Origin of the sequence: Martinezella dioscoreae, from assembly GCF_009176305.1 — a bacterium.
In the GTDB taxonomy this organism is placed as follows: domain Bacteria; phylum Pseudomonadota; class Alphaproteobacteria; order Rhizobiales; family Rhizobiaceae; genus Rhizobium; species Rhizobium dioscoreae.
The window spans coordinates 864,729-877,481 of the sequence record NZ_BLAJ01000003.1; the positions used below are offsets into that span (position 1 = coordinate 864,729).

13 protein-coding genes and 1 tRNA gene are annotated in these 12,753 nt (G+C 59.8%); 6 read left to right on the forward strand and 8 right to left on the reverse strand.

The genetic code is table 11. The features are described from left to right. The first annotated feature begins 306 nt into the window (after nucleotides 1-306). The gene (locus GDN47_RS16065) at nucleotides 307-1,209 is read left to right on the forward strand and encodes a GNAT family N-acetyltransferase (protein WP_152093751.1); all 903 of its coding nucleotides are present in this window, start codon (nucleotides 307-309) and stop codon (nucleotides 1,207-1,209) included. Between the two features lie 56 nt (nucleotides 1,210-1,265). Here GDN47_RS16065 and GDN47_RS16070 read toward each other — a convergent pair. From GDN47_RS16070 to GDN47_RS16080, 3 genes are all read right to left on the reverse strand, one after another. After that, nucleotides 1,266-1,342 (reverse strand) — tRNA-Arg (locus GDN47_RS16070). Between the two features lie 125 nt (nucleotides 1,343-1,467). Continuing rightward, entirely contained in the window at nucleotides 1,468-2,988 is a 1,521-nt protein-coding gene (locus GDN47_RS16075) for a sensor histidine kinase (protein ID WP_113351516.1), read from the reverse strand. Between the two features lie 173 nt (nucleotides 2,989-3,161). Beyond that, a complete protein-coding gene (locus GDN47_RS16080) occupies nucleotides 3,162-5,168 on the reverse strand; it encodes a HAMP domain-containing methyl-accepting chemotaxis protein (protein WP_113330023.1) in 2,007 nt (668 codons plus the stop codon). Between the two features lie 419 nt (nucleotides 5,169-5,587). On the opposite strand from GDN47_RS16080, the gene rpmH reads away from it, so the two are divergent. From rpmH to yidC, 3 genes are read left to right on the forward strand one after another with little or no spacing between them, the layout of a single operon-like run. After that, nucleotides 5,588-5,722: a 50S ribosomal protein L34 gene (gene rpmH / locus GDN47_RS16085; protein WP_041677194.1), complete on the forward strand. Its 135-nt coding sequence runs from the start codon at nucleotides 5,588-5,590 to the stop codon at nucleotides 5,720-5,722. 25 nt (nucleotides 5,723-5,747) lie between these two features. Then, nucleotides 5,748-6,149, forward strand: coding sequence for a ribonuclease P protein component (gene rnpA / locus GDN47_RS16090; protein WP_015338668.1), 402 nt, complete (start codon nucleotides 5,748-5,750; stop codon nucleotides 6,147-6,149). Then, complete coding sequence (gene yidC, locus GDN47_RS16095) at nucleotides 6,149-7,951, forward strand: membrane protein insertase YidC (RefSeq protein ID WP_152093752.1); 1,803 nt, start codon at nucleotides 6,149-6,151, stop codon at nucleotides 7,949-7,951. The genes rnpA and yidC overlap by 1 nt, the downstream gene beginning before the upstream one ends. A gap of 91 nt (nucleotides 7,952-8,042) precedes the next feature. On the opposite strand, the gene arsK is transcribed toward yidC, so the two are convergent. The 4 genes from arsK to GDN47_RS16115 are packed head-to-tail and all read right to left on the reverse strand — an operon-like array spanning nucleotide 8,043 to nucleotide 10,716. Next, the gene (arsK, locus tag GDN47_RS16100) at nucleotides 8,043-9,236 is read right to left on the reverse strand and encodes an arsenite efflux MFS transporter ArsK (RefSeq protein ID WP_152093753.1); all 1,194 of its coding nucleotides are present in this window, start codon (nucleotides 9,234-9,236) and stop codon (nucleotides 8,043-8,045) included. Then, the gene (arsC, locus tag GDN47_RS16105) at nucleotides 9,211-9,639 is read right to left on the reverse strand and encodes an arsenate reductase (glutaredoxin) (protein ID WP_113330021.1); all 429 of its coding nucleotides are present in this window, start codon (nucleotides 9,637-9,639) and stop codon (nucleotides 9,211-9,213) included. The genes arsK and arsC overlap by 26 nt, the downstream gene beginning before the upstream one ends. Further along, entirely contained in the window at nucleotides 9,636-10,337 is a 702-nt protein-coding gene (locus tag GDN47_RS16110) for an aquaporin (protein WP_152093754.1), read from the reverse strand. Before GDN47_RS16110 ends, arsC begins: the two co-directional genes overlap by 4 nt. Nucleotides 10,338-10,362: 25 nt before the next feature. Continuing rightward, a complete protein-coding gene (locus tag GDN47_RS16115) occupies nucleotides 10,363-10,716 on the reverse strand; it encodes an ArsR/SmtB family transcription factor (protein ID WP_152093755.1) in 354 nt (117 codons plus the stop codon). Between the two features lie 42 nt (nucleotides 10,717-10,758). Between GDN47_RS16115 and GDN47_RS16120 the strand changes: the two genes are divergently transcribed. Continuing rightward, nucleotides 10,759-11,271 (forward strand): DUF6428 family protein, encoded by a 513-nt coding sequence (locus tag GDN47_RS16120; protein WP_152093756.1) that lies wholly within the window; start codon nucleotides 10,759-10,761, stop codon nucleotides 11,269-11,271. A 124-nt stretch (nucleotides 11,272-11,395) separates the two neighbouring features. Further along, nucleotides 11,396-12,055: a ribosome biogenesis GTP-binding protein YihA/YsxC gene (gene yihA / locus GDN47_RS16125; RefSeq protein WP_113231905.1), complete on the forward strand. Its 660-nt coding sequence runs from the start codon at nucleotides 11,396-11,398 to the stop codon at nucleotides 12,053-12,055. Between the two features lie 73 nt (nucleotides 12,056-12,128). Here the strand turns inward: yihA and GDN47_RS16130 are convergent, their stop codons facing one another. Further along, complete coding sequence (locus tag GDN47_RS16130) at nucleotides 12,129-12,686, reverse strand: fasciclin domain-containing protein (protein ID WP_113330017.1); 558 nt, start codon at nucleotides 12,684-12,686, stop codon at nucleotides 12,129-12,131. Nucleotides 12,687-12,753: the final 67 nt, after the last annotated feature.

Genomic DNA, 12,753 nt, shown 5'->3' on the forward strand with positions numbered 1-12,753 from the left:
AAGCCCGGCTTAAGCCAGCCCAGCCCCCGAAAAGGCGCAGATTCGTAACGCGAGAGGGCCATGTTCCCTGTCTAGATGAGTGCGCAAACAGCGCGCCGTGCAGGATGAAATTGGGAACACGTGTGTTATAATCACGGCCTTGTGATCAAAGAATGTACCCGGAGAGAGAAGTATTAAGCCTCCGGTTTCTCTTGTTGGGACGAAGGGGTGCCGAAAGTGCAGCCGAGACAACTGAGACGGCGGTCTTAAGCGGTCGGTACGACGCGTTCTGACGCTCCTTCGCGGGAACATTTGCGGGGTTATCCAATGCCGCTTGTTTACAGACCTGCCCGTGCGGACGACTTTGCCGCAACCGATGCTCTGGTGGTTGCCAGTATCAACGATCTTACCGTTCGCCATGGTTTCGGCCCCATGGCGACGGCGAGCCCTCCCCACTTTCAGCTGTTTTCGCTCAAGGATGATCCGGATGGACTATGGGTTGCCGACGATGGCGGAAAAATTCTCGGCTTCGCCTGGAGCTGGGTTTGCGGCAATGTCTGGTTCCTCGCCCAGCTGTTCGTCGATCCCGCCCGGCAGGGCCAGGGCATCGGGAATGAGCTCTTGGAGAGAACCGTGGAGCATGCCCGCAAATCAGGAGCGGTTCACAAGGCACTCATTACGTTCACGTTCAATCGTGTCTCGCAGGGCCTTTACATGCGGCATGGCCTCTTTCCCAAGATGCCCATTTACCTTTTCAGCGTCGAGCGCGAACGGCTGAAGCAAACATTGCCGGAACCGTCATTGCGCGCCATCGCACTCGATATCAGCGCGGCGGCGATAGAAAATCTGGCCAAGATCGATTCCCATGCCATAGGCGTCTCGCGGGAGAAGCATCATCGCTATCTGCTCGACGACCCATCGACCACGGGCTTTTTGCTCTGTGCTGGCGATGATATTGTCGGCTATGGCTATATCAGCCCCAGCGGACACATCGGCCCCCTCGCGGTCACGCGGCCCGATTTTCTTCATGATGCCTTTGTGGCCGCATTGAAGCTGGCGGCAGATGGCTCTGCCGAGAAGATATCAGCATTCCTGCCGGGCACATGCGACAGCGCCTTGAGCCTTGCGGTCAATCAAGGCATGCGGATCACCTTTCCGATGCTATTGATGGCATCACCCGGCTATGGCGACTGGACTCAATATCTGCCGCGGAATCCAGGCTTTATGTGACCAGGCTAAGGCATGAAAGCCTAACTTATTTTCTATTGGCATGAAGGCGGAGAAAATGGCGCACCCGAAGAGATTCGAACTCCTGACCCCCAGATTCGTAGTCTGGTGCTCTATCCAGCTGAGCTACGGGTGCGTGGCCGAAACGGAAGAAACCGTTGGCGTGGGCGGTTCTCTAAAGCCTCCCTTGAGGGAATGCAAGTGGATTTCTGAAAAAGATCGCGATTTTCGTGCATATTGACGCCAAGCAGCTGAAAACAATCAGTTTTCTTGGAGGCTTCTGCTGCGATAGTCATCGAGGGATACCGGGCGGTCGGGAATTTCGATGCGAAACTGCGTGCCGGCCGCCGGTTTTTCGACGAGCGCAATGGTGCCGCCATGGGCAAGGACGAGTTCACGGGCGATTGCCAGGCCAAGGCCGGTGCCGCCCGAGCGGGCTGAACCACGGAAAGCCGTGAACAGGTTCTCTCGCGCCTTTTGCGGCATGCCCGGCCCCGTATCGTCGACGGTAATGCTGACGACACTGCCGATTCGATGCGCCGAAACCGTGATCCGCCTGACGCTGTCGGGCTCCGCCTCGCCGAAAGCGATCAGCGCCTGATGGGCGTTGCGGCAAAGATTATGAATGACGCGGAACAGCTGCTCGCTGTCGGCATCGACCTCCAGGTCGGGGCTGAGCTGTTCGATGAACTCGATGCCGCTATCCGGATCGATCGCCAGAATATCGCGGACCTCCTCGACAAGCTCGAATATGCGAATCTTGCGCCGGCGCGGCGCCGATTCGGAGGTCTGGCCAAAGGAAAGAACTTCGGTCGTATAGCCGACGGCACGATCGATGGTGCGCAGCAGCTTCGGGGCGAAGCGCTTGACCATCGGGTCATCGACATCGACCAGGCGGTCCGACATCAGCTGCGCGGCCGAGAGAATATTGCGCATGTCATGGTTGATCTTCGACACGGCAAGGCCGAGGGCGGCAAGATTTTTCTGTTGCTTCAGCGTCTTCTGCAGCTGCGATTGCATCGAGGCCAAATGGCGTCCGGCAACAGCAAGCTCATCGCCGCCCTTGTCGGGAACGAGAACGCGGCCGGGATCCTCCGGATCATCGGAATAGGCCTGCATGCTGTCCGTCAGCCGGCGGATGGGACGAATCATCATGCGGTTGATCGCAAAGAAGATCAGTGTTGCGGTGAACAGCGAGATGAGGATGGACACGAAGAAGACGCTGGTCGAATAGGCAAGCATCGCATTGCGGAGACGTGTATCCTTCAGCACAACCTCGATACCGGTGTTGGCATCGCCGCCGACGGGGCCGAACACGCGGATGATGCGATTGCCGCCGAACAGCAGCGTATCGAGCGCATCCTTGATGGCGGTGAGCTGCGACACGTCGCTGAGATCGTATTTCTCATCGACAGAGGCTGGCATCTCGGCCGTCGCCAGCAGGCGCGACGTGCCGTCCTTGCGCAGGACGATGGCCCGCGTGCCAGTCGCCATCAGCGTCTCCTTTTGCAGAGCACGCGGCAACTCGGCCGGCTGCAGGCCGTCGATGACGATGGCGGCGGCGGCGGCGGTGTTCAGCCGATCCTCCAGCCATCGCAGCCGCATGTTGGCGACCGACGGCACGAAGATCAGCACTTCCGCCAACGAAATGAAAACGACGGTGAGAATGAGAAGCTTGCCGGAGAGGCCGCCGAAAATGCCTGTGGGACGGCAAAGCTGGGACAGGCGGCGTTTTTCAACCTTGCCGTCCTTTACGGCACCCTTATCCTGCCCACTGTCCATTTCAATTGTCCCGCTTCGCCGCAAAGCGATCTGATGCGACCTGATCGAAACTAGATAATAGGCGATTGTCGGCTTTTTTCCAATCGGCTCCGGATTTTGACGCAAGACCAAGGCCGGCAACGACGCCCAAGCGCCGCAGCCAGCCTCATATCGGTGAGATCAGATCGGCAGGATCAGAACTCTTCCCAGCCCTGCGCAGCGGCAGCCGGAGCAAGCGCTCCTCCGCCAAATGCAGTCGCGACTCTGTCGATCATGCGGCGTGCCGGTGAGGCGGCCGGGCGATGCGTCTCGGGGCGCGCTGGAACGGGAGCGGAAACATTGGCTGCGTCGACCTTGAAGCGCGAAACGAGGTGGACAAGCCCATCCGCCTCGGCTGCCAATCGATGGGTCGCGGCGGAAGTCTCCTCGACCATGGCGGCGTTGCGCTGTGTGACTTCGTCCATCTGGTTGACGGCGTTGTTGACCTCGGACAGGCCAGTAGCCTGCTCGCGCGCCGCCGTTGCGATCGAGTGTATGTGGTCGTTGATCTTGAGGACACGCGCTTCGATGGACGACAGCGCCTCGCCGGTCGCCTGCACAAGCTTGACGCCGATCTGCACCTCGCCACCGGACTTACCGATCAAGGCCTTGATATCCTTGGCAGCTGTTGCGGAGCGCTGCGCAAGCTCGCGTACTTCCTGGGCAACTACCGCGAAGCCCTTGCCTGCTTCGCCGGCACGTGCGGCCTCGACGCCCGCATTCAATGCCAGAAGATTGGTCTGGAAGGCGATATCGTCGATCACGCCGATGATCTGGCTGATCTCGCCCGATGCCTGCTCGATGCGTCCCATGGCGTCGATGGCATTGCGAACGACCGTGCCGGAACGGGCCGCATCGTCCTTGGCCTCGCTCACCATGACACTGGCTTCGCGCGCCCGCTCCGTGGAATTCTGCACGACGGAGGTGATCTGATCGAGCGCCGCCGAGGTCTCCTCCAGGGCGGCCGCCTGCTGTTCGGTGCGCTTGGAGAGGTCGTCGCTGGCGTGGCGGAGCTCGTTGGTGTTGGAGTTGATCGAACCAGTGGTCGCGCGTACCTCGCTCATGGTGCTCTTCAGCGTCGCAAGCGTCGTATTGACGTTCTGCTGCAGCTCGGCAAAGGCGCCCTGGAATTCGCCCTTCATCGCCTGGGTCAGATCTCCGTCAGCCAGGCTTGCAATGACGCGGCGGACCTCGCCGATTCCCGTGTCGACGCTGATCAGGAGCTCGTTGACGTTGCGCGCGAAGCGGTTGAGATTGACGTCACCGTAGTCCTTCTCGATGCGCTGGCTGAAATCGCCGGCTGCCGCGGCAGAAACTGCGAGAGACATGCTCGATTGAAGCTCGTCGCTCTTGGCGCGCATGGCTGTTTCTTCGGCATTCATGCGGCGCACGGCATTGCCGTTTTCCTTGAAGACGTCGACGGCCGCGGCCATCTCGCCGATTTCGTCCCGGCGGCCGGCAAACGGCACCTCGATATCGAACTGGCCGTTGGCGACATTCTTTATCGCATCCGTCACCTTGCGGATCGGGCGGCTCAGGTGGACGGTTCCGATATAGGCTCCGAGGCCGACGCCCGCCACGATACCGGCGATCATGATGCCGAGGACGACCCACAAGACGTTGCTATGAAAAGCTGCAATCTCGGCTTCGGCTTTCGCCAGCTCCGCCTTGTCGGTCTGGACGATCGCATCGATCTCGGCCTGGAAAGCCTTGCGGTTGGCGCGGTTCGCCTCGTTGTTGCCCTGCTTGCCGGCGGCGTCCGGGCCATCGGTCACGCCGAGCCTGGCCGTTTCCGTGCGAAAGACGCGGAACTCCTGGGCGCGGGCCTGCAGCTTGGTGAATTCGGGCTTCTGCGTCTCCGGCACCAGAGGCGCCCAGCTCGTCAGCACCTTGTCGATTTCGTCGAGATCGGCCATCAGCCCATCGGCAAAGGGTTTGGAATCCTTTGCCGCGGCAGCGGCATAGATGCCGCGCGCCTCCATGACCACTGCGGTCACGTAGCGATTCAGGCGCTCGCCCATGTAAGCGCGGCTCGCCGTCTGCTCATAGCTCTGTAATTTCTGGTCATATTGATGCAATGCATAGAGGGCAGTGGCGCCAATCAGAAGCGCCGCCCCGGCCATGACAGATACAAGCAGATTTATTTTGCCGCGAATTTTCACAATACCCCTCCGGCGCAGATCCCATCCCCCATAAATCGATGGGTTTTACGACATAGAGCTAGATATCGGCTAAAATCATTAACGTTATATTGAAGTATTTTAAATCTAAACGTACGGCATTCCTAACTATACTTTCCATATATTTTAGAATATCCTCAATCTATATTTAAAGTTGCGCACACATTCCGGCGAGCATTGCCGCCCAAGCACGTTGCCGCGGCCGATTGGCGCGAATTTGCCTGATTTCGAGGAATCTGCGCTCCTATAATTGACTTCCGGGGCCTTGATCCGTATAAGCCCGCGCACGTCCGGTCATGGAGCCTGCTTTTGCGGGCCAAGTCCGTTCGCCATAATCAACAACGCTCCTTGCTATTCAAAGCAAAGCTCAAGAAGGGCCGCACTCCGCGGTGTTTAAATAAATGAAGCGTACCTACCAACCATCCAAGCTTGTCCGCAAGCGTCGTCACGGCTTCCGTGCGCGTATGGCCACCAAGGGCGGCCGTGCGGTTCTTTCCGCTCGCCGTAACCGCGGCCGCAAGCGTCTTTCGGCCTAAGGGCCGAAGTGCCCGATAATCCAGGATGGCGGGCAAATTGACGAATGAACGACCCAAAAAGACTGTCGGGCGGCTGAAAAGCCGGCCGCAGTTTCTTGCAGTCCGCGAAGGCGAGAAGCGCAGAGGCAGCTTCTTTCTCATCGAAATGCTGGATCGCAAGACCGCCGACGCCGAACCCCGCGTCGGTTTTACCGTCACCAAAAAACATGGCAACGCGGTGGAGCGCAACCGCATGCGGCGCAGGCTGAAAGAAGCCGTGCGGCTTCACGCCGGATTTGCAATGCAGCCCGGACACGACTATGTGGTTGTCGCGCGACGCGAGGTGCTGACCGCGCCTTTCGAAAAACTGGCGAGCGAACTCGTAAGCCGCATCGAAACCAGGCCGAAACACCGGCGGTCGGAAAAGGACCGCTCCAGGAAAGTATGATGGAAAACAACCGCAATTACTTCATTGCAATTGCACTGTCTGTGCTGATTGTTCTCGGCTGGCAGTTTTTCTACATGAACCCGCGCCTTGAAGCGCAGCGTCAGGCCGAGCAAGCCGCCAAGCAGCACCAGCAGGCGCAGCAGGCCCAGACGACGCAGCCAGCTCCCGCGGGCACTGCGGTCAACGGTTCGCTGCCGGCGAATGGCCAGACGACCTCGGCGGTCCTCACCCGTGACCAGTCCGTCGAAAAGACCGCATCCGCGCGCGTTGTCATCGATACGCCGGCCCTTGCCGGCTCCATCAACCTGGAAGGCGCTCGCCTCGACGATCTCCGTCTGAAGGCCTATCACGAGACGGTCGACAAGAGCAGCCCGATCATCACCCTGTTCAGCCCGGCCGACACCAAGGACGGCTATTTCACCGAACTCGGCTATGTTGGCAGCGATGCGACCGGCGCAGTCCCAGGCCCTTCGACCCTGTGGAAGCTCACGAGCGGCGACAAGCTGACCGACAAGACGCCGGTGACACTGTCCTACACCAATGACAAGGGCATCACCTTCAGCCGCACGATCTCCGTCGACGATCGCTATATGTTCACGATCACCGACAAGATCGCCAACGCCAGCCAGGCGCCGATTGCACTGTCGAGCTATGGCCGCGTCACCCGCTACAACAAGCCCGAGACGCCTTCCGCCTACGTCCTGCATGAAGGCTTCATCGGCGTTATCGGCGATGACGGCCTGATCGAGACCAAGTACGCGTCTACCGAAAAGGAAGCCACAACGCCTGCCAAGGCGACCGGCGGCTGGCTCGGCATGACAGACAAGTATTGGGCTGCAACCATCGTGCCGCCGCAGTCGACCGCTTATGATGCCCGCTTCTCGCACTTCGCGGATGGCACGCCGCGTTACCAGGCAGACTACAAGCAGGATGCGATCACGGTTGCCCCCGGTCAGTCGATCGACCTGAAGAACCTCGTCTTCGCCGGCGCCAAGGAAGTTCCTGTCATCGACCGCTATGAGACCAGCTATTCGATCCCGCGCTTCGACCGCCTGATCGACTGGGGCTGGTTCTATTTCATCACCAAGCCGATGTTCAAGCTGATGGATTTCTTCTTCCGCTACTTCGGCAATTTCGGCGTCGCCATCCTCTGCACCACCATCGTCGTCAAGGCGCTCTTCTTCCCGCTTGCCAGCCGGCAATATGCCTCCATGGCGAACATGAAGCGCGTGCAGCCGAAGATGGAGGAACTGAAGGCCAAATTCGGCGACGACCGCATGGCCCTGCAGCAGGCGACCATGCAGCTCTACAAGGAAGAGAAGATCAATCCGATCGCGGGTTGCTGGCCGGTGCTCTTGCAGATCCCGATCTTCTTCTCGCTCTACAAGGTGATCTACATCACCATCGAAATGCGCCATGCGCCGTTCTTCGGCTGGATCCAGGATCTTTCGGCTCCGGACCCGACCTCGATCGTCAATCTGTTCGGCCTGCTGCCGTTCGCGGCTCCGACCTTCCTGCATCTCGGCGTCTGGCCGCTGATCATGGGCATCACCATGTTCCTGCAGATGCGCATGAATCCGACGCCTCCCGATCCGACCCAGGCGATGATCTTCAACTGGATGCCGCTGGTATTCATGTTCATGCTGGCAAGCTTCCCGGCCGGACTCGTGATCTACTGGGCCTGGAACAACACGCTCTCGGTCATCCAGCAGTCGATCATCATGAAGCGCCATGGCGTGAAGGTGGAGCTCTTCGACAATCTGAAGGGCCTCTTCAAACGAAAACCGGCACCATCGAAATGACGACAAAAGCCCTGCTTCGGTGGGGCTTTTTCTTTATCCGGCGGAGGTGCGATCGACGCGACCTCCAGCACCGATACGCCGCCCATAATGGTCATCGCAATGCTGCGATGGAAGATAGCGCAACGATGGAAAGCCCGCCGAGAGCGGCCGTGACGGCGAGTGACGGCGTAATGCCGATATTCTCCATCGCGAAGGCCAGAGCGAACGGGGCAAGAGCTGAAAGGATCAGCCGCGCCGCCATCATCTTCCCCTGAAGCTTCCCGTAGTCATCACTGCCGAAAAGATGCAGAGGCAGCGTGCCAGTGACGATGCTGAGGAGGCCGTTGCCCATGCCGAAGATTATCGCGAAGGCCATGGCACCGGGCACGGAGGGAGCCGAAAGCAGAAGCACCAGCAGCCCGCCCGGAATCAGCGTCGAAGCAATCACGGCCAGATGGAGTGCTGGCAGGTTCTTGCCGAACACCATATTGGTGAGGCGGCTGCCGACCTGCGATGGGCCGAAGAGCGTCCCTACGAGAACCGCGGTCGCACTAAGACCAAGGCCGGACAGCAGCGGCACCAGATGCACCAGAACAGCCGAACTGACCAGCGACATCAGCGAAAAACCCGTAACCATGATTGCAAAGCCAAGGCGACGGCGAGCAGGTGGCAACACACCCTCTACGCGCCGAGCTACGGTCGATGCCTTCACCCCGCGCGAGACTCCCTGATGCGACAACCAGGCGTGGATTGGCAGGCAGATACAGAGGTTGAGCACGGCGAAAGCCAAATAGACGTTCTGCCATGTGAGATGCGCATGAAGTGCCGTGGTCATCGGCCAGAAGATTGTCGAGGCGAATCCGCCGATCAGCGTCAGATAGGTAATACTGCGGGAGGCGACCTGCGGTCGGATTTGCACGAGCAGCGCAAAGGCCGCGCCATACTGGACCAGGTTGGCGGAAGCTTCGATCGCAACAAGTGCAGCGACATAGGCTGCCTTGTTGGGTGCAAAGGCACAGGCGGCCAGGGCGACAGCCGCCATGAGGGAGCCGATCGTCATCACCCGGGCGGCGCCGAGCCTGTCGAACAGCACGCCGCGCCATGGTGCGGTAAGGCCGCCGATCAGAAGCGCAGCCGACAGCGCGCCGAAAACCCATTCGCTCGACCATGCATACTGCGCGACCATATCGGGCGCGAGGATGCTGAAGCTGTAGTAGAGAGTGCCGTACCCGATGATCTGCGTGATGCCGAGCGCGAGCACGGCAAGAAGAGGCACCCGTTCAGACAAGGCGCTTGCCGTCAGCATCGAGAACCTGCTCGCCATCTTCCTTGGCGAACGGGCCTTTATGCGTATCGGGCAGGATATCCAGGACGACTTCCGAAGGCCGAGCCAGACGCGTGCCCATGGGCGTGACGACGAACGGGCGGTTAATCAGGATCGGATCCTTCAACATGGCATCGAGCAACTGGGCATCGGTCAGGTCCGGATTGTCGAGGCCGAGTTCGGCATAGGGCGTGCCATTTTGGCGGATCGCCTGCCGGACAGTCAAACCCGCATCGGCTATCATCTTGATGAGATCATCGCGACTTGGGGGATTGCTCAGATATTCGATGACGGTGGGCTCGATGCCGGCATTACGGATCATCGCCAGCGTGTTGCGCGAGGTGCCGCAGTCTGGATTGTGGTAGATCGTGACATCCATGGTCATGGGGCAAGTTCCGTTTCAGCGAGAGTTTGAGGATTGCGGGCTTCCATCAGCAGCCAGCTCGCGAGCAACACCGCCAGCAATGCGCCGAGGATTTCCGCGACGATGAAACCCGGCAGATCGACAGGACGGATGCCGGCGAAGGTGTTCGTCAGCGAGCGGGCGATTGCGACAGCCGGATTGGCGAAAGAGGTGGAAGCGGTGAACCAATAGGCAGCCGTGATGTAGAGGCCGACCAGCCACGCCACGGCGTCGGCGCGAAACCGCAGGCCGGCGAGGATGACGAAGACAAGGCCGAAGGTGGCCGTCACCTCGGCCAGCCATTGCGCGCCGCCGCTGCGAATGGTGGTCGAGGCCTGCAGCAACGGCAGTTCGAACATGGCATGCGCAAGGATCGTTCCGAAAATCCCGCCAAGGATCTGGGCGACCACATAGCCCAAAGCCGACATCGCGGTGAGCTCGCGCCGTATCGCAAAGACCAGCGATACGACCGGGTTGAAGTGAGCGCCGGATATCGGCCCCAGGACGGTGATCAGCACGACGAGGATCGCACCCGTAGGCAGCGTATTCGCGAGCAGCGCAAGCGCCGTATCGGTCGTCAGCCTGTCCGCCATGATGCCCGAACCGACCACCGTCGTGACCAGAAGACCCGTGCCCAAGGCCTCCGAGACAAGACGGCGCGAAAGCGGAAAAAATGTCATGGTTTCAGGCCCGAGATCAGCATATTCATGGAACGTTTCTCGCAGCTGGTACGCAGCAGGCAGCGACTTGCGTCGCCGGCGCGCAGACCTCCGGGTGCCCCGCGCAGCAGTCTTCCATCAGGAAGCGGACGAGACCTCCGAGCACATGGTAGTTGGCGGTGTAGACGATAGAGCGGGATTCCCGTTGCTGGCCAATGAGGCCGGCCCGATCCAGTTCCTTCAGATGGAACGAGACATTCGAGGGCGATACGCCGAGCTTCTCCGCAATCGCGCCCGCAGCCATGCCGTTAGGACCGGCAACGACGAGCATGCGGACGATCTGCAGGCGGGTCTCCTGAGAGAGAGCGCCGAACGAAGCGAGGGCTTGACCTTCATCCATATTTCAATAATCCTTGAAACGTTGAAATATGGAGTACCTCAAATGAGTGCGATCGACAAGACCCCAGCTTCGGATATCAGCATCGGCCTTCTGCTTGAGACCTTGGCCGCTTCCCGCGATCTGCCCCTTGTATTCCGCTATAACGGACGGCCGGTGAGGCCAGGCTATCATGTCACAGAAGTCAAAGCCGGGCAGTTTTCGGCACTGGACTGCGGGGCCAATCCGGAAACATGGGCGGAGATTTTCGTGCAGCTTTGGGATATCGACGAAGGCAACCGCACGCATATGCCAGCGGGCAAATTCGCCGCTATCATCCGCAAAGTTTCCGAGCACGTGCAGCTCGACGGTTCCGCAAGGCTGACCTTTGAGGTAAGCGACGGGGTGCAGCCGATGCAGCTCTACTGCGCATCGACTCCCGCTATCGGCAACGGCGCGGTGCATGTCAACCTCATTCCCCGCGCAGCTAGCTGCAAGCCGCGTGACCGGTGGCTGGTCGCGCAAGCTCAAGCGGCGGCTTGCTGTGGCCCAGCAAATGCCGTCACGTGTTGCGGTTAGCCATTACCGACTCTTTGAGGCGGCATCGAAGCTCGGCGGCACGAAGCCAAATGCCGATCCAAACTTGACTTTCGCGGATAAAACCTCGAAGCCAATCCACTCATTCAAGCAAAAGACTGAGTAAATGGCAGATCAGACGACAAAAGACGACAAGCCGCTTTTCGGGCGTCCGTGGATTTTCATCCGTGGCGTGCCGTCGATGAAATTTCTGCCGCCGGAAGGGCCGCCGGAAATTGCTTTTGCCGGCCGCTCCAATGTCGGCAAGTCGTCGCTGATCAATGCCCTGGTCGGGCATAAGGGCCTGGCGCGTACCTCGAATACGCCGGGGCGCACGCAGGAGCTCAACTATTTCGTTCCCGACGGCTTTTCCGGCGAGGGCGGCGATCTGCCGCCGATGGCTCTGGTCGATATGCCGGGCTACGGCTATGCCGAAGCGCCGAAGGATCAGGTCGACGCCTGGACGAAGCTAGTCTTCGACTATCTGCGCGGGCGCACGACGCTGAAGCGCGTCTATGTGCTGATCGACAGCCGCCACGGTATCAAGAAGAACGATGCGGAGGTCCTGGACCTTCTCGACAAAGCTGCCGTTTCCTATCAGATCGTGCTGACCAAGACCGACAAGATCAAGGAAGCAGGCATACCGAAGCTGCTAGCCGATACCGCTGAAAAAATCCGCAAGCGCCCCGCCGCTTATCCCGGCATCCTCGCCACCTCATCGGAAAAAGGCGCTGGCCTTCAGGAATTGCGCGAGGCCATTGGCCTGACGGTCGGCATCCAGGTCTGAAGACCGACCGGTCAAGTGAGGCCGCCGCCCCCAACCCCGCATAAGGCGACGGCGGCCGTGTTGCCGCTAAGGATTACATCTTCGGCAACAACACCTTGTCGACGACATGAATCACACCGTTCGACTGCTTGACGTCGGCGATGCTGATATGGGCAATGCTGCCGGCTTCGTCGGTCAACGTCAGCTTGCCGCCCTTGTCCACGGCCTTGATCGTGCAGCCGCCGACCGTCTTCAGATCGTATTCGCCGCCCTTGCTCATTGCCCATTTCTTGATGGCGGCGGCCATGTCATCACCGGCGACGACGTGGCAGGTCAGCACCTTGACCAGCTTCTCCTTGTTCTCGGGCTTCAGCAGGGTTTCGACCGTGCCTGCTGGCAGCTGCTTGAAGGCTTCATTGGTCGGAGCAAAGACGGTGAATGGGCCTTTGCCTTCGAGGGTATCGACGAGGCCGGCCGCCTTGACGGCTGCGACCAGGGTCGTGTGATCCTTGGAATTGACGGCATTCTGGATGATGTTCTTGCTGGCATACATCGCAGCACCGCCCACCATCGGGTCCTTGGCATAGGCTAGGCTGCTTGCGGCCGACAGGATTGCGGCAGCGGCGGCAATGCGAAACACAGTCTTGATCATAACGTACCTCTTCCTCTCTGTTGCCCCGATCAGGCCGGGTCGAAAGAAGATACGGAGCATGCTGTCA

Excerpts from the sequence above, each read along its gene's own strand:
- GDN47_RS16110 (WP_152093754.1), bottom strand. The coding sequence starts at position 10,337 with ATGACATTTTTTCCGCTTTCGCGCCGTCTTGTCTCGGAGGCCTTGGGC.
- arsK (WP_152093753.1), bottom strand. The coding sequence starts at position 9,236 with ATGCTGACGGCAAGCGCCTTGTCTGAACGGGTGCCTCTTCTTGCCGTG.
- GDN47_RS16130 (WP_113330017.1), bottom strand. The coding sequence starts at position 12,686 with ATGATCAAGACTGTGTTTCGCATTGCCGCCGCTGCCGCAATCCTGTCG.
- rpmH (WP_041677194.1), top strand. The coding sequence starts at position 5,588 with ATGAAGCGTACCTACCAACCATCCAAGCTTGTCCGCAAGCGTCGTCAC.
- yidC (WP_152093752.1), top strand. The coding sequence starts at position 6,149 with ATGGAAAACAACCGCAATTACTTCATTGCAATTGCACTGTCTGTGCTG.
- yihA (WP_113231905.1), top strand. The coding sequence starts at position 11,396 with ATGGCAGATCAGACGACAAAAGACGACAAGCCGCTTTTCGGGCGTCCG.
- arsC (WP_113330021.1), bottom strand. The coding sequence starts at position 9,639 with ATGACCATGGATGTCACGATCTACCACAATCCAGACTGCGGCACCTCG.
- GDN47_RS16075 (WP_113351516.1), bottom strand. The coding sequence starts at position 2,988 with ATGGACAGTGGGCAGGATAAGGGTGCCGTAAAGGACGGCAAGGTTGAA.
- GDN47_RS16115 (WP_152093755.1), bottom strand. The coding sequence starts at position 10,716 with ATGGATGAAGGTCAAGCCCTCGCTTCGTTCGGCGCTCTCTCTCAGGAG.
- rnpA (WP_015338668.1), top strand. The coding sequence starts at position 5,748 with ATGGCGGGCAAATTGACGAATGAACGACCCAAAAAGACTGTCGGGCGG.
- GDN47_RS16120 (WP_152093756.1), top strand. The coding sequence starts at position 10,759 with ATGAGTGCGATCGACAAGACCCCAGCTTCGGATATCAGCATCGGCCTT.
- GDN47_RS16065 (WP_152093751.1), top strand. The coding sequence starts at position 307 with ATGCCGCTTGTTTACAGACCTGCCCGTGCGGACGACTTTGCCGCAACC.